Here is a 15,375-nt window from a genome sequence, read left to right as displayed (position 1 = left end):
TCGGGGCGACGGCCGAAGCCGGATGTTGGAAACCTGGTGTACACACAGGCGCATGCGCCTTTACCGGCAAGCCGGCTGGACATGCGCGCATGCCACCCGGCCCCGAATTGCTTCGCGACCGAGTCTGTACATCGGGGTTTCCACGCCCCGCTCCCGCGTATCTCGGGAGCGAGGCGGTGATCGTCTGACGTCAGAGAAGACGCAAGGGAAAACGACGCAAAAGCGTCAGTTCTGCATGGCAAAGAGGCTGCGCTGGGCAGACCAGTCGGCCGGCAGCGGCAGCATGTCGCTGAGCCGCGTCACCGTCAGCCAGGAAGGCTGGCGGCCCTCGACGATGCGGGTCACCAGATCGGGCGCAAGGAAGGCCACGCCAATGAACTGGCGGATATAGGCCGAGGTGATGCCATGGGCGCTAGCGATGGCCCGGATGGAAATGTGCTTGCCGCTGGTAAGATCCGCAAGCCAACCGCGCGCCTGGGCGACGACTGCGATAAGGCTGGTGTCGGGATTCGGGGCGGCATGGCCGGGCACCACCAAGGTCAGGCGCGCCTTGGCGCGGCCGAGGCTCGCTGGCGTGACAATCGTGCCGATCTCGCCGGCAAGCCCCAGCGCTTCCAGCCGGAGCGTGGCCGTGACACCAGCCTCGGTGACCTTCACTTGCGCTACGAGATCCCGAACGAGAGCGAGTTTGGCATCGGTGTTTGTCGTCCCGAGTCGCTGACCCAGCGCGGCACTGCCTGCGATGATGGCAGGAGACACCATATCGAGGCTGGGTAGCGTCACGGCGAGCCGGGCAGGGGAGGCGAGCGTCTCTTGAAGCGCTGTGAGCACAAGGGCGTCGAGATCGCTCGCGGGCACCCGCGTCGTAGGCGAAGCGTAATAGCAGTAGCGCCGGTTCGCCTTACCGGTGTGCGTTGCCGTCATCCGCTGGCCGGATGCATCCTGTACAAGCCCAGAGAGCATGTGCCCGGACCCTGCGGACGTGGATCCTTTCGCCTTGCGGCGATTGGCTTCAAGCAATTGCTGTACCGGATCATAGAGGCTGGCCGGCACGATGCGCTCGTGCTGGCCAGGATAGCGCTTGTCCTTGTGGCCAATCTCGCCAGCGTAGATCGGGTTGGCAAGAATGCTGTACAGCGACCCGCGGCCAAGCTTGGTGCCACCGGACGTTCGGCCATCAGCAAAGACGCGCCACTTCGACCGGATCCCGGCCTTGTCGGCAGCCTCGACGAGCGCATCGACATTGCGGTGTTTGAGGTAGAGCCGGAAGAGGTCGCGCACCTGGGCCGCCTCGGGTTCGTTGACGATGAGCAATCGCTCAACGACATCATAGCCAAGCGGCACCGCGCCTCCCATCCACATGCCCTTGGCCTTGGACGCGGCGATCTTGTCGCGGATGCGCTCCCCGGTCACCTCGCGCTCGAACTGGGCAAAGCTCAGCAGCACGTTGAGGGTGAGCCGGCCCATGCTGGTCGTGGTGTTGAACGCCTGGGTCACGCTGACGAACGAGACTTTGCGCGCGTCGAACCGGTCGACCATGCGGGCAAAGTCGGACAATGCGCGCGTAAGCCTGTCGACCTTGTAGACGACGACCGTATCGATGAGCCCGGCTTCGACGTCGCCGAGCAGCGCCTTCAATCCTGGCCGCTCCATGCTGCCACCAGAGAAGCCGCCATCATCATAGGCAGTGGGGATGAGCTGCCAGCCTTCGTGCTTCTGGCTGGCGATATAGGCCTCGCATGCCTCACGTTGGGCGTGCAGCGAGTTGAACGACTGCTCCAGCCCTTCCTCGCTCGACTTGCGGGTATAGACCGCGCAGCGGATCTTGAGCTCAGCCATTACGGCGGGGCTTTGGCGGATAGGTGCGCCGCTTCCTCAGGCCAAAGAAGAGCAAGCCGTTCCAATGGGTGCCGGTGATGTGCTTGGCGATCGCCGATAGCGAGCTGAACAGCGCACCTTCGTAGCGAAAGCCATCTGCCTCGACCGCCACGACATGGTTGCGGCCGCCGTATGCCTTGATGAGCTGGCTGCCCGGCAGCAGCTGGCTTGCCGCCGGCGGCAGGACGCCGGCGCGGGCCTTGGATCCACCGGCCGGCCGCTGCGCGGGCGTGGCATTCATACTGCCAGCGACCAACGTCTGGTTGGGGACGTCAGCCACGGCTGCGACATCCGGGGTGATGCTGCTTTGACTATCAGCAGGCTGCGGCGCACTCGGCGGCTGGCAAACCCCGCGGCGCTGGAGCGCGTGCTCATTCGCGAGCAGCAGATCGTGCGCAATGGCTGCTGGAACATCGCCATGCAGAACGGCCTGCTCACGCCAGGCGATGGCCTGTTCAACGAGGCTCGGGAGCCGGTGCGGAACCGGACAACCAAAAAGCGCTTGCCAGCGGGAGGCGCTCTCCGAGGTGCTCCCCACAGCCGGCAGCTTTGCCGGGGCTGGCTTGCTCATGCGGCATCGCTCGCACTGATGAGGCGGTCAGCCGCGGCCAGCAGCCGGTCGTGCCAGGCGAGGCGCTGCAGCCAAGCGTCGGGGATGCCGTCGGCGCCATATAGCGCGCCAGCCAGTTGACCGGTGATGGCCGCCGTCGTGTCGGCATCGTCGCCAAGATTGGCAGCGAGCAGCACCGCGGCAGCAAAGCTGCTGGTGCGACTAACGCACCATAAAGCCGCTTCGAGCGAGTGCGCGACATAGCCTGACGAGCGGATGTCTCGGCGCAGCTTGCCGCGCCAGCTACCCCGCACAATCGCATCGATGGCAGGCGCATCATTGCGGCGCGCTGCTGTCAGCACCTCATGCGCAGACATCCCCGAGATCGCATCTGCCAGCATCTCGGCATAGGCGACGCAGCCGGCGACGGCTTCCGGTGCGGCATGGGTGGTACGGCTTTGCCGCGCTGCGATGGCGGCAAGCGTTCCGCGGTCGCGCCAGTGACGCATCGCGACCGGGGCAAGGCGCATCAGCGAACCATTGCCGGCGCTCATCGGATCATCGCTACCGGCATAAGGTTCGAGATCACGCTCGAAGCGGGCAAGTGCCTGCCGTGTGGTCACGCCGATATCGAAACAGCGGCCGGTGCAGCTATACTCGCCGCTGCGCCACCAGCTAACGAAACGACCCATCAGGTCACGGGCGTCAAGCTTTGGCTCAGCGGCGAGGCTGTCGGCGAGCGCCAGCGCCATGGCGGTATCATCGGTCCATTCGCCCGGCTGCAGGCGAAAGGGGCCGCCGCCCACCATATCCGTCACAGCAACGCCGCTGTCGCGCCGGGTGAACTCCAAGGTGGTGCCGACGGCGTCACCAATGGCCAAGCCAAGCAGCGCGCCGCGACTGCGATCGTGGATTGCTGAAGGTGAATGTTCCAGCGTTGCTTCGGGCGTGGTGACTAGCGCCAGAACATACGCTTCCTGTGCCCTGGTCTCGACCGCACCAGGTCGTACCTCACGTACGGCGGCAAGGGCCTCTGCGGGTGTCCAGCCAAGATCGATGAGCAGCCGCGCAGCAACTGTTCCAGCGCGGCCAAGGCCGCCCTTGCAGTGGACGAGCACGTTGAACCCTGCACGAAGCTGGTTGCGTAGCATCGGTCCTGTCTTTTGCCACGCGGTCTCGAACGCGGCGTCGGGCACAGACACATCGCGGATGGGAAGATGTTGCCACTCCATAGCGGCAGCACGCACCGCATCGCCGAGGCCGGTGACGCCAAGCGAGGCGAGTTCGTGGTCCTCGACCAGCGTGACGACACTGGCTGCGCCCCAATTGGCGATGACGCCGACGTCGAGATCGAGATCGCGCGCCCATGCACCAGTTGCTGCATGAGGCTGCTGCTTGCCGGGGCAAAACGTGATTCCAACGCTGCCAAGGCCGGCACCTGCCGCGACGGAGGCAATCTGGAGCGGATGGGTCACGCTGGTACGTGCGTGCATCGCGCGGCCATTGATCTGCTTAGTCGGCTGCATGGTCAATTCTCCTCGCGCGATACAATTCAGCAGGGCGGAAGCCCTTGCCGGTTTCCATTTCGCCGGTGGCTTCAAGGCGGCCGCTTTCGATTAGTCGCTTGCGGAAGGCAGGCTTGTTCAGCGTCTGGCCGCGAATCGCCTCATGCAGCGCCTGCAGCTCGCGCAGCGAGAAGCACTCAGGCAGCAGGCCGAACGCCCAATCGTCACGGTCAAGATCGCGGCGCAGGTCAGCCAGCGCGCGACTAAGGATGGCATCATGGTCGAAGGGCAGTGATGTGCGGCGACCCGCCGCCGTGCGGAGGATGCCGCCACTTATCGGCAGCAGCTCGCACGTACCGAGCGGCGTGGAGGCGCGGCCCATGACCTCAGCATCGACAACCGCCATGTAGCCGATGCTGATGATGCGCATGCGCGGGTCGCGCGCGACAGCGCCAAAGGCATGGAACTGGCGCACCGGCGCATCGAGGCCAGCCTTGTCACGCAGCGCGCGCTGCGCCGCCGCGCCAAGTTCTTCGTCTGCACGTACAAACGTGCCAGGTAGAGCCAGACGGCCGCGGGCCGGCAGTTCTGTGCGCTTGTTCAGCAGGACACAAAGCGCACCGTTGGTGAAGGTGAGGGGGACGACGTCCACCGCAACCGCAAGGGGCGGGAAGGCGGCAGGATCGTAACTGGCGAGGAAGGTTGCATCATCCATGCTGACAATGGTTAGACGTCAGATGCATATACGTCAATGACGCCTATCCTTTGAATTCCTCCCAAGCCTGATCAACCATGTCACGAGCTTTGTCCGCGTAGACTTTGTACACGACCTCATTGTGAGCCAGGATCTGTCGAGCGTGATGCAACTCCTTCTCGACGCTATTTCTAAATTCGTAATAATCTTCGACATCTATGAAGATGCGTAGGCGCACCGTCGTTGGTCCGATCTTACCACGATAGCTAAAGGACGGAGGGATCGTCAGCCGTGCCCGCCAATACATCGGATGACCGGTGAACGGGACTTCTGCCTCATGAAGGTGGCCTGACATCCAGCAGCGATACTCATTGAGGAAGTTGCGCGTAGTGGTTTCAATCTTGATCGCCCGCAATTCATGGATGGCGAGCGGCTCAACCGCGAATTCTGCATGAAGCCTGTCTCTGAGCTGCTCCGCCTCCGCCTCCGGCCATTCGCGACGAAGCTGCGGCAAGCGCTTCCTAATGTCCGCCGGCAGACGCTTGAGCGTCTTCTCTATTGCCCTGCCGTCTGCAAACAGCCTCGTTCCCAGAATCTCGGTGCCAGTTTCGTTCATGCCGTCATCTTGGGGGTGTGGCGAGCCCGAGCGCAAGGCTTCGGTAAAGGCCGCGGTTGTCCAAACCATTTTAGGTCAGAGCCTCCCGGCCAATGCAGCCAAGTCAATTCGCGCTGCACGCAGGTTGATTATCAAAATAATCGCCCTCTAGCGCCCGGCATGGCGCGTCCGCTTTATCTAATATGCTTGTTTACGAAGTCGCCGCTACTAAAGAAGGAGCATCACCGCCAAAGGAGCAAAAATGGCTGATCAAGACGATTTCGATACGGGCCTGAGCACGGTCGAGCTGGCAACTGAGCTCACGGTTGCGTGGCTGAGCAACTCGAACAATCGGGTCAATGCTGATGACGTACCTGCATTCCTGCAGCGGATGCATGATACCGTCTTGGGTCTGTCTGCAGGCAATGCGTCGAACAGCGGCGACGCTGCTCCGGCGCAGGAATACACTGCTGCAGTCTCGGTACGTAAATCGCTCGCGTCGCGCGACCACATCATCTCGATGATTGATGGCAAGCCTTACAAGACGCTGCGTCGTCACCTCGCGACCAACGGCATGACGCCGGACGAATATCGGACGCGCTATGGTCTTAAGGCGGATTATCCGATGGTGGCCCCTGCTTACAGTGAAAGCCGCAGCGCCATGGCAAAGACAATCGGTCTTGGCCGGAAGCCTGGGCAGCCGAATGCCCCTAAAAAGGAGGCCAAATCTGCTCGGAAGGTAAAAGGGGCGGACGCAACCGATTAACTACCGTGACGCACATTATAGAAGCGGGCTGACGAACGATGTTCAGCCTGCTTCTTTGATGGCTGCGACCGATGCCCATAGTGAAATTATGCTGCATCTCATCATTGGTTAACCGAATGGAGTCGCTGTCACGATCGGTCAGGTTATGGCTCTTATAAGGGCGTATCTATCACGCAGTGCGCACCTAAACCGCCATCGCGCTTCCACTTAGGACTGTATCCCTTGGCAATACTCATTTTCTAACCTATGTTATAAAGGCAACATAGGAACGCTGAGGTCCAATGCCATCGGGTCATTGCATATCGACACTCGAGGGGGTCATTCTTAAAGCGGATCAAGGGTTTCTTGATCTCATACAGCGAAGCGAAGATGCGGTCATCGGGCTTTCCTACAAAGCTATAACGGATCCGAGGGATTTGGAGAGAAGCGCGCGCATGCTCCTAGCCCTGGAGGACGGCGCTGCTCCGGTACGGCTGCAGAAGCGTTACATTCGACCAGATGGAAGCTCGATTGCTGCAAACCTTTTGGTGACCCGATTTGCCGATCCGGGCCGATTGATCAGTACCTTATTTTGGCAAGACAACGGTCGTGCTCTGCCGCCGGCGCGGCTGTGGGAAGCCGCTCTGCGCATTCGCTATGTTCATACCGCGCGGATCAAGCTCTTTGGAGATGAGCTAAGCACTGATCCAATTGGTTCGCTACTCGTCGGCATCTATCTGGCCGAAGCAGAGGGCCGTAACATAAGCCTTGCCGAGGTTGCGGCATATTCGAAGATATCCAGTTCGACCGCAGCACGTTGGATGATCGTATTGCAGAAACGCGGCGTCGTTCAGCTCGACGGTGATCTCGGGCGCAGCATCCAATTCACACAGGCGGGGCTTAACAAAATGGAGGCCATGCTAGCGACAGTTTATCAAGTGCCGGACGCGGCACTTATCGTTGCCTGAACATCGTGAATGATGTGGTCAACTTGGGCGGCAGCGGCATGCTGTTCGGCCGCGTCTAGATGTGTAAGGGCATGCCGCAAGTGATCGAGGGCGGCTTTAAGTGGAGCAACGCCCCGACCTACTGTATACATCTTCTTCTCCAAAGATAACCCAGGCCATGCTCTACGCTGCAGTGGCTGAATAGCTCGTGAGGTCGCCAGGGCAGGCGCTCACGTGCTGGGGAGGGAAAAGCCTTCGTTAATGATGCGCGATAGTTCCTCACGGGCGGCATCCAGTCCAATCACACGAGTGCGCGCATGATGGATACGATCGATATCTGCGGGTACACGAGCGGGGCCCATGTCCTTGGCTGCTTCACGTGTCGCAAGCTCAATGACGGCGTCTTTGTATTCTGCGCGCGCTGTAGCGAGCGCCACATCAAGCGCGTTGGTCATTTCGTCAGCCGATGCCATTTTCTGCCTCTCTTGGGCATACCTCACCATGGTTGGGTCGGCATGAGGAGCCTGAACCCGCCAAGGATGCTGTGGTTGCTCCGCGTGCGCAATCTCTATGGCGAAATGCGACGTCATCCCTGACTGGTTCTCGATTATCGCGTCTAGGCATGGGGCGGAAGATGATGAACCGGGATAGGCTCCGGCATCATCTGACATATGCCGAGGCAAGGCTAAGTCGGACGATGCTGGACAATCAGAGAGCGGTCATGCTGTTAGTGAAGCTTGCGCTAGTTTATAGTCCGCATCGAACAGAAAGCCGCCAGTCCGCTTTTGAGCGGCCAAGCGTGGTAAGCTGCGATTCGGTCAGGCACCGGGTAGGCAGCCGGACGGAGCCTTTATGGCGTTGCCTGCCAGCTGCATATGGCACTATCTGGCCGAAACTCGCCGCCGGATAGTGCTAGTTCTTATCAGTGGTGTTCATGAGCACTACGCCGGCCGTATAGTTCCGAAATCATTAAAAGCTGATGCATGGCACGGAGTTCTGACTCAATATGTACCCTTAGAACCTCGACCGTAGCTAGCATATCGTGGCGATAGCTAAGCCAATCCTCGGAGCGAAGCCCCTGCCATCGCGTATGGTAGGCACCGAACATCTCGCCAAGCTGCATGCAATCTACCTTCATTCCTCTTGCAACGACCTTGCTAGAGGCGGAGCCAGAAGCGATGACCGGATTGAAGATGCGGCCGTGTTTAAATATTTGGTACCGCTGAAAATGCTTGGCAAGCCGGGTACGAGATGCGCACAGCAAAGCGATTGCATCTTGACGGTCCGCCTTGACCAAAATGCTGGCACGCGACATCATGCTCAGGGCGCGCCTGACAAAATACTCTGCTTCTTGGCTTAGCGATGGAGCCGACGAACAAAAAGCGAGTGGGTTGGGCGGCACGCGGCTTTCTACTAATCGCAATACAGCTTGGTTCGTTTCATTGTACGGGTGGGTCATGCTTCAACATGTTCCGGCTTGGCGACATAAGCCGCCGTGATCATCGCACCTGCAAGCAAGTCATACGCTGATACCCATGCCGCCTCAGTTTCCACGTCAAAGCGATCGCCCAACATTGCAGCTAGGGTTTCGATCAATGCAGCCCCAACGGCTGCATAGTCGTTCGGACTTACACCGTAAGGTACATGCCTGATCGCCAAGGCAGAGGCGACCGGCAAAATATCGTCCAACCTGTCCAACGCGTCAACAACGGTCGCAAGCGTTAGGAAGAGCTTTCGGCCCTGCTCTACCATATCATGTCGAAAAAGGCCCTGAGTTCGCGGCGCGATGACGAACAGCCTACGATAAAATTCCTCGGCAGCTTGCTGCGTGACGGGCAGGACAAGTGCGAAGCTCTCCTGCACGAGCTCGATCTGACGGAGATTAGCCATCTATGCCCATTATGGTCAGAACTCTCACCAAATTCTTAATCGGCGGTGGTCGTGGGCTAATCCCGTTCCAAGATGATAGCCCTGCCAATCCAGGCGCATTTCTGTTGCACCGGCAGGGGCGCAGCATCGCTGTTTGCCAGAGGCATAGTACGAGCTGTGAGAATATCTGCGCTGCGCTATATGAAAATATGGTGGAATGCCGCCAGTCCGCTTTGGGATGGCGATCGTGAGAAGTGGATGTTCGTTCATCCGTTGGGGCAGGGGGGGCGAATGCTTGCCGGTGGTAGATAACGGCTCGTCTGCTTTCGGCTGGCGCCCGGCGCGATTGGATATTCGTTCAGCGGCAGGGCAGGTGGTTCGATCTTTTGCGCGTGACGAACGGCAGACCGACGGCTCCCGGGCGGCGATCATGAGAGGCGGAGGCTCAATTGAAGGTGGGGAGGGGGCCTGACTGCCCGTGTCGTTATGAATGCTAGTTGCAAGTGGAAGCGTTAACTCCATTAACCGGATTGACGCCCGGATCGGAGGTATCGCGATTGTCGCGCACCATCATCGCAGCGATTTCATGCATCAAAGGTGGGGGCGCAAAGCGCGCAGAGATAATTGGCTGATACTGGTAGGCTATCTCGACAAACATAGCCGGAGCACTCGATCCTGCCACGATCCGGGCGTTAGCAGGCCCCATGCCGCTAACCGTCGAATTGCCCTTTCCGTCACCCTGCTTGCCATAGGTCGAGGGATAAGTGAGCATCCCATAGCAGCGCTGCCAATGTAGGTATTGACCGTGCGGTTGGTCGGCGTCGACTTCCAGGCTGGTCAGGATCACCCGACCATTTCTCGCCAGATTCAGGGGGCCGCTTTGCAGCCCGGCGCCAACGAAAAGGTCGTTGATCTGCTTCTCGTCGATCTCGGTTTGCACCGAGTTCTGCGTACCGATGCGCGCGGCATTATCGGAGATCTGGAGCGCGAGTTGGCTGATCTGCTGGCGAACAATGCAGTAATTACCAAACTCCAGCAGCCACAACGACCCGATGATAAGCAGCGGCAGGCAAAGCGCAAATTCCATCAGTGCGAGACCGCGCGAGTCTTGCCGAATTTGCTTCGGGAGCATTGAAGAAACAGTCACGAGCAGTGCCCTGTAGGCGGATCGGCCTGCTGATCGTTCGGCTGATTGCGGATAAGCGTCTTCGCCGTCAGCACCGTCTGCGATGCTGACGGGAGAAGAGCTGTTAGACCGAGGCGGTTATACCTCGCCGTAGCAACCAACAAGACGACGTCACGCGCGCCGCCCCTGCCGCTCACAGACCCGTCGGCGTCCCAGTTGCCATTGCGGTTGCTGTCGACAAATGCCTCGCCGTGATCGCATCGGCCGTCGTGATCCGCATCATTGTATTCTTCGGCAGGGTTCGCCGCGTTGCTATAGTCATGATAGCTCTTGGCGACGAGGCCGACATTCGCCGCTGGCATGATCTGGTGAACTGCGTTGGTGACGCTCGCCGTTATCGCATTGACCCGTACCGATGAACTTGCGCCCTCAAGACTTAAATCGCGCGCGGCCTTCTGCAGTGATCCGACCAGCGCCGACCGGACGTACATGGTGTGGCACGTCTCAAGGCCACCGAGGAGCAGCAGAAGCAGTACGGGCGTGACGATCGTGAACTCGACCAGGGTTGCCCCGCGCGTCGACCGAGCCAGGCGTTTCAGAAGCGGTATCGTCATTTGGTCAGCCTCAGCTGTGCGATCTTCGCCGCGATTTCAGCAAAGGTGTCGTTGAGTTGCTGAGTGTTGTTGGCCTGGAAAGCCCGCCCCGTCGATGCGCAATTCTTAAGCAGCGGGGTGAGGGTGGTGCCGAAGGCGATCACCCAGACGGTGATGCCCTTCTGATTCTTGGCGATGCCGCAATATTTGGTCAGCCGGTCCTCGACGATCGTATTCTGATCGTTGTCGCTCGGTAGAGCGCCAGTGTCGGTACGGCGTCGGTCGAGCGCCGACAGGCCGTAGGCATCATAGTCTTGAATGTGCGTTTCGGTATCACCGTCGGTCATGAAGATGATGTTACGAGCGATCGAGCTCCCATCGGGGGCGGCGGTGTTCTCGCTGCCGAAGATGCCTTCCTTGGAGATCAGCCGTAGTCCCCATAGGAACCCGATGTCGTGGTAGGTATCGCCGCGCGTCAGCAGTGCGTTCAAGTACGATTGCACCACACTGGCGGTGAGACCCGCCTCCTTGCTCTGCAGCTTGCGCGCTGCGCTCGGGCAGGCGGCGCGACTGGTTGTGTAGCTGGAGAGCTGGACGTAGCCTGTCGTCGTATTGACCGCGTTGACGTTCCAGCCTGTCGGCGTGCTGGTGTTATAGTTCGAGACCTGACGTGCGAAGACGAGCGCGGGGAAGAACGGGCGCCACTGCGTATCTGGGTTTGACGGATCAGGGATGCTGTCGACATCCATGTCCCAGGCAGTGCCGGTTTCGTAGGGCCGCAGTGTCTTTCGCTCTTCGATGCAGGCGTTCGATGCAGTCCAAGACACTTTCTGGTCGCTGCCGACGGTGTCTGTTCCGGACGGTGCGTTGACGTTAGCCATCGACACGTTGGAGGCGCCTGCCATGAGTCCGGTGCTGGCTGAACCCTTGAATGCGGCTACGCTGTAGCTAACCGGGCGATACCAGAAATAGTTGTAGGTTGTATAAACTGGCTGGCCGGCGTTTGGATTATTAGAGACAGTTTGGGTCTGTTGCTGCTGTGTGCTGGCATAGCTATTCTTCGTGATGACGCATTGCCCACTACTGTTCACCGAAGCCGAGTAGGTATCGCCCCCATAGGTTCTGTAATTGGTTCGTGAACGTGGAACCGCGGAAGCGGACGGGTCCCATGCAGAGCTGGAGGTATTGGTGCTGGTAGCTGTATTGGCGGGGGCCGTGCAGTTTTCGGGGTCACCATAGCTAGTGGAGGTGGTTGGCGTGATCGAAGGAGACCAAGCCGAATAGTTTGTGGTCGTCGCTCCCTGCGTACCCGTCTGGGTTTGCTGTTGGCGATCGAACTGGCGAGACTGATAGGTCCAATTGTCCACCATCCACTCGCGCCGCAAAAGCAAGCCGACGTTGACCGTATTGGAATACGGCACAAAGCCATACCGGACTTGCGTCCCAGCGATCTTCGCTTGCTCCAACGTGTTGTAGAAGTTGAGGACGGCATTGCGCAGTCCGGTTATCTTGCTGGCCGAGTCGCCGGGATTTGTGTCCGTCATCGATCCGGTCGTATCAAGTACGAACATGACGTCGGTATTGGGTAATTGTAGCTGCGCGTCGCATTTGCTGACGAGATTGACCTGCCTGACGCCGAAGATCTGCATGATCGCCATCGCACGGAAGTCGAGGCGGTTCCATGAACGACGACATTCGCATCGACGCTGGGCTGCGGGAACTGAGTGTTGAACGATCCGTATCGGCCCGGAGAAAAGTTGGCATTAAAATAGGCCAGCGCCGTCGGATACGTCGTTGGTACGACGTTCGTACCCTGCATCGACTTACGATAGGCAAGCACACCCGCGTCGCAGCCTTGCTGCATTCGTGTCTTGATCAGGTAGAGCCGACTTAGATCTAGCGCGCCGCCACCCATTGCCAGTAGCAATGACATACCTAAAGCTGACAGGATCATAACGTTGCCGCGTTCGTCCCGTGCGATACGGCCGAAGAGGTTTGATGAGCGAATCGACATAGTGCCCCGCTGACCACCCGGGAGTTGCTCGGTGTGGCTCGAGACGGAACTAACTCATATTGGTTAATAATAAAGCCATACCGGCTTGATCTTCATCATACGACGAGGCGCCGGGTCCGCTTCACGAACTTATCGCTTTGGTGGATTACAGACTGACCGCTATCGGGCGCTGAGACGGCGTAAGCGGCCTTTCGTTCACACGCGCGACTAGCGCTTGACAGTCAGCGGGCGCCGTAATCGGTCTAGCAACAGTTGCGGAGCAGGCACTCGACCTCGCCCCGGAGCTTGTGCATTGGCGTCGGCGCGAGATGCTTCAACCACCTGCGATCAACGCCAATCATCTAGACGGTACAAGCGCTCTGCATCTTTCAGGCAGCAGGAGCTGCGGCTGCCTCAGGTGCGGCACTCGCCGGCTCTTCGGCTGGAGCTCCGGCGACCGCAGGGTCCGCTCCCGAGACCTGCGCCTCGTCCTCGTCCTCGTCCTCGTCCTCGTCCTCGTCAGCGATCTTCATCATCATACGGTAGTGCGCACCATGCCCCGTGTTTTCGAACAGCTGCTTGAACACCCGGAGGTATCCCTGCACCGCGTTGTCGTCGACGGCTACGTAGACGTCGTCGTGCGAGCTGTGCGATCCGTCGTTGATCCAGGAGAACAAAGACGCGCAGATCAGGGCATCGCGGCCCTCGAATTTTTCAACGATCTTGTCAGCCTTCAGGCCACCGAGCACCGTCAGATAGTTCTCGACGATCCGGCGCAGCGTGTTTTGGATCGTGAGGTTGGGGCGGTCTGGATTGCGAACCTCGTCCCAGAGCATCTCGTAGGACGTCTTGACCGGATTGTAGTCGTACCTGTGCAGGGACGAGACGTTGTCGCGTTTCCGCACGATCCAGAATGACTCGAATGCCCGGGCCTTGCCGCGCCGATCGCGGTCGAAGCTGACCTCCTTGTGGAAGTAGATGTTGTGCGTCAGCACAAACACCTGGCGGATGTTGCCGCGGTTCTCGCGCACCTCCGCGATTACCTGTCGGATTAGGGCACTCACCACGAATAGAACATCGGCATCCATGCTCGATACTGGATCGTCGAAAACGACGATCTTCTCTTCCGCTGTGCCGGAGCTCGAGGTGCTGCCCGCAAGTTTGTGGTAGAAGTAGAGGAAGGTTATGAAGGACCGCTCGCCCTCGCTGAGCGAGTGCGCGGCCTCCGTGCCATCCATGCGCACGATCCGGTACATGTCGCCGCGATCTCCCGCGACCTTCAAGACAAAGTTCGAGAAGCCGTATTGGCCAAGGATTCGATTGATGGAGTCAACCGTCGGTCTAACGCTTGTGACAGTCTCCTCGATCGCGGTGAGCTCACGGCGCAGCTGGCGGCGTCGATCCGTCTTGCTCGTGACCGCGCCTTTCAGGCCATCGATCGCGCGCTGAATGTTACCGGCGTTGGTCGTGTAGGTGTCGAGATCGGTGCGGCGCTCCTCGACGACGAACCGCCAGATCTGCGATTTCAGGCGCGCTTTGGCGCCATCGAGATTTCGAATAGTTGCGTTGTATTCCTCAGTCGCCTCGTTAGCGGAAACGAGCAGACTCGTGATTGCGTCGGTGAGTTCCAAGATAGGCTCGAGCGAGACCACGCTGCTCGGTTCCCTGCGCTTAGTGGCGATCCGCTCCTGGTTGAGCTCGAATGCGGTCTTAAGCGCGTTGTAGCGTTCCTCCAGTACCAAGGCATCGACGAACCTATGCGCCGTCGCGATGAGTGCTTCGATCCGCGAGCATGTCTCACTGACCGCTCGCTGATGCGCGACAGCGAGCGTGTCGATCACTGCTAGATCCGCCTCGTACTGCTCGTCGAAGAAGGCGTTGAGGTCGGCGAGAAGATCGGTCGGCGCGGCCTGCTGGCAGAACGGGCATGCACCGTCGGCCTTACTCAGGAAGTCGACACCCTGCTTCACCCAATCGCTACTGCCCAACCGACCGATGAGCTCCGCCACGACGACGTCGTCGCGACCGACTACCTGCCGCGCCAGTATCGGGTGGGCCTCAAAACCGGAAAACGCGTCGAAGGATACGGGTGCGGTCGCTGCTTCCACCGTGGCCGCGTCCTGAAAGACGGTAGCGGCGTCGGCGGTCAGTTCCTCCAGGGACCTTAGGTCGGCGGTGTTGCTCACGGCCTCCGAGGCCACTCTGTTGCAGAAGTCAGGCTTCCTGTTGCGCAGGCCAGTGAAGGCTTCGAGAAAGACCCCGTCGTGGTCGACCTTGGATTTCCAGCAGGCCTCCACAAGGGCGGCGCGGGCCTGAGCGAGTTCGGCCTCACGTCCACCGTTGCCGTCCTCTCCAACCAAGTTTCTCCGCAAGTTCCCCAAGTCGGCGTCGAGCGTCGCGATGTCGCCCGTCAGACGTTCGATCTCGGCAGCCGCCCGCGTTGAATCCTCTCCCAGCGTGAAAATGCCCTGCATCTGGTCGCCGAAGCTCGCCTCGGCGAAGTCGCGATTGTAGACCAGGGAGAGGATCGATCGGCCATCCTTCCACGACACGTCGTAACCGGCGCGGCTGGCGGGATCATGGATCGCGCGACTGACCGTCGTCTTTCCGCAGCCGTTGTGGCCGAAAAGGTAGTTGATCTTTTTCAGGTCGGTGAGCGTCTCACCTGTGGCAGGATACGACGCCTCTCCAGCGATTCTTATCGACGTCAGCACCTATGCCCCCAAACGCTTGTGTCCCCGGTTCCTATCTAACCGCCCACGCGCCTAAGCTCTAGCTGACGACACCACGCTGGATCAAATACTTGTGCATTAAACGCGTTCGATAATGCGCGCGGGCGATCTTTATTCCACACTCCGCCAAGACGATCGTGCCGCTGAC

The 15,375-nt window shown here is 59.8% G+C and carries 15 protein-coding genes; 2 read left to right on the top strand and 13 right to left on the bottom strand.

What is annotated here, in order from left to right:
• Positions 1-225: 225 nt before the first annotated feature.
• The 5 genes from MC45_RS07520 to MC45_RS07500 are packed head-to-tail and all read right to left on the bottom strand — an operon-like array spanning position 226 to position 5,243.
• The gene (locus tag MC45_RS07520; RefSeq protein ID WP_038661421.1) at positions 226-1,839 is read right to left on the bottom strand and encodes a recombinase family protein; all 1,614 of its coding nucleotides are present in this window, start codon (positions 1,837-1,839) and stop codon (positions 226-228) included.
• On the bottom strand, positions 1,832-2,449 hold the full coding sequence (locus tag MC45_RS18880) for a DUF2924 domain-containing protein (RefSeq protein ID WP_081974379.1): 618 nt from the start codon (positions 2,447-2,449) through the stop codon (positions 1,832-1,834). Before MC45_RS18880 ends, MC45_RS07520 begins: the two co-directional genes overlap by 8 nt.
• Entirely contained in the window at positions 2,446-3,954 is a 1,509-nt protein-coding gene (locus tag MC45_RS07510) for an ADP-ribosylglycohydrolase family protein (protein WP_245640877.1), read from the bottom strand. Before MC45_RS07510 ends, MC45_RS18880 begins: the two co-directional genes overlap by 4 nt.
• Positions 3,941-4,648, bottom strand: coding sequence for an NUDIX hydrolase (locus tag MC45_RS07505; protein WP_038661415.1), 708 nt, complete (start codon positions 4,646-4,648; stop codon positions 3,941-3,943). Before MC45_RS07505 ends, MC45_RS07510 begins: the two co-directional genes overlap by 14 nt.
• Positions 4,649-4,691: 43 nt before the next feature.
• On the bottom strand, positions 4,692-5,243 hold the full coding sequence (locus MC45_RS07500) for a hypothetical protein (RefSeq protein WP_038661412.1): 552 nt from the start codon (positions 5,241-5,243) through the stop codon (positions 4,692-4,694).
• A gap of 241 nt (positions 5,244-5,484) precedes the next feature.
• Here MC45_RS07500 and MC45_RS07495 point away from each other — a divergent pair, with 241 nt between their 5' ends.
• Positions 5,485-5,988, top strand: coding sequence for a Ros/MucR family transcriptional regulator (locus MC45_RS07495; protein WP_038661409.1), 504 nt, complete (start codon positions 5,485-5,487; stop codon positions 5,986-5,988).
• Positions 5,989-6,422: 434 nt separating this feature from the next.
• Positions 6,423-6,935 (top strand): PAS domain S-box protein, encoded by a 513-nt coding sequence (locus tag MC45_RS07490; RefSeq protein ID WP_245640876.1) that lies wholly within the window; start codon positions 6,423-6,425, stop codon positions 6,933-6,935.
• Between the two features lie 209 nt (positions 6,936-7,144).
• Here the strand turns inward: MC45_RS07490 and MC45_RS18875 are convergent, their stop codons facing one another.
• From MC45_RS18875 to MC45_RS07465, 8 genes are all read right to left on the bottom strand, one after another.
• On the bottom strand, positions 7,145-7,504 hold the full coding sequence (locus MC45_RS18875; protein ID WP_245640875.1) for a hypothetical protein: 360 nt from the start codon (positions 7,502-7,504) through the stop codon (positions 7,145-7,147).
• A gap of 332 nt (positions 7,505-7,836) precedes the next feature.
• Positions 7,837-8,373, bottom strand: a complete 537-nt coding sequence (locus tag MC45_RS19260; RefSeq protein WP_156143798.1) for a hypothetical protein — start codon at positions 8,371-8,373, stop codon at positions 7,837-7,839.
• Positions 8,370-8,804 (bottom strand): globin family protein, encoded by a 435-nt coding sequence (locus MC45_RS07485; protein ID WP_038661403.1) that lies wholly within the window; start codon positions 8,802-8,804, stop codon positions 8,370-8,372. The genes MC45_RS19260 and MC45_RS07485 overlap by 4 nt, the downstream gene beginning before the upstream one ends.
• A gap of 472 nt (positions 8,805-9,276) precedes the next feature.
• A complete protein-coding gene (locus tag MC45_RS07480; RefSeq protein WP_169742531.1) occupies positions 9,277-9,870 on the bottom strand; it encodes a TadE/TadG family type IV pilus assembly protein in 594 nt (197 codons plus the stop codon).
• Between the two features lie 56 nt (positions 9,871-9,926).
• A complete protein-coding gene (locus MC45_RS07475) occupies positions 9,927-10,523 on the bottom strand; it encodes a TadE/TadG family type IV pilus assembly protein (protein ID WP_038661398.1) in 597 nt (198 codons plus the stop codon).
• Positions 10,520-12,160 carry a vWA domain-containing protein gene (locus MC45_RS18870; protein WP_245640874.1) on the bottom strand — a complete coding sequence of 547 codons (1,641 nt, stop codon included), beginning with the start codon at positions 12,158-12,160 and terminating at the stop codon, positions 10,520-10,522. Before MC45_RS18870 ends, MC45_RS07475 begins: the two co-directional genes overlap by 4 nt.
• Positions 12,043-12,456 carry a Tad domain-containing protein gene (locus MC45_RS19805; protein ID WP_425424002.1) on the bottom strand — a complete coding sequence of 138 codons (414 nt, stop codon included), beginning with the start codon at positions 12,454-12,456 and terminating at the stop codon, positions 12,043-12,045. Before MC45_RS19805 ends, MC45_RS18870 begins: the two co-directional genes overlap by 118 nt.
• Before the next feature lie 428 nt (positions 12,457-12,884).
• Positions 12,885-15,209 (bottom strand): AAA family ATPase, encoded by a 2,325-nt coding sequence (locus MC45_RS07465; RefSeq protein ID WP_052075562.1) that lies wholly within the window; start codon positions 15,207-15,209, stop codon positions 12,885-12,887.
• Between the last annotated feature and the right edge of the window lie 166 nt (positions 15,210-15,375).

Source organism: Sphingomonas taxi (assembly GCF_000764535.1).
Lineage (GTDB): Bacteria > Pseudomonadota > Alphaproteobacteria > Sphingomonadales > Sphingomonadaceae > Sphingomonas > Sphingomonas taxi.
The sequence above is the reverse complement of the archived record's forward strand: the minus strand, read 5'-3'. Positions and strand labels throughout refer to the sequence as shown.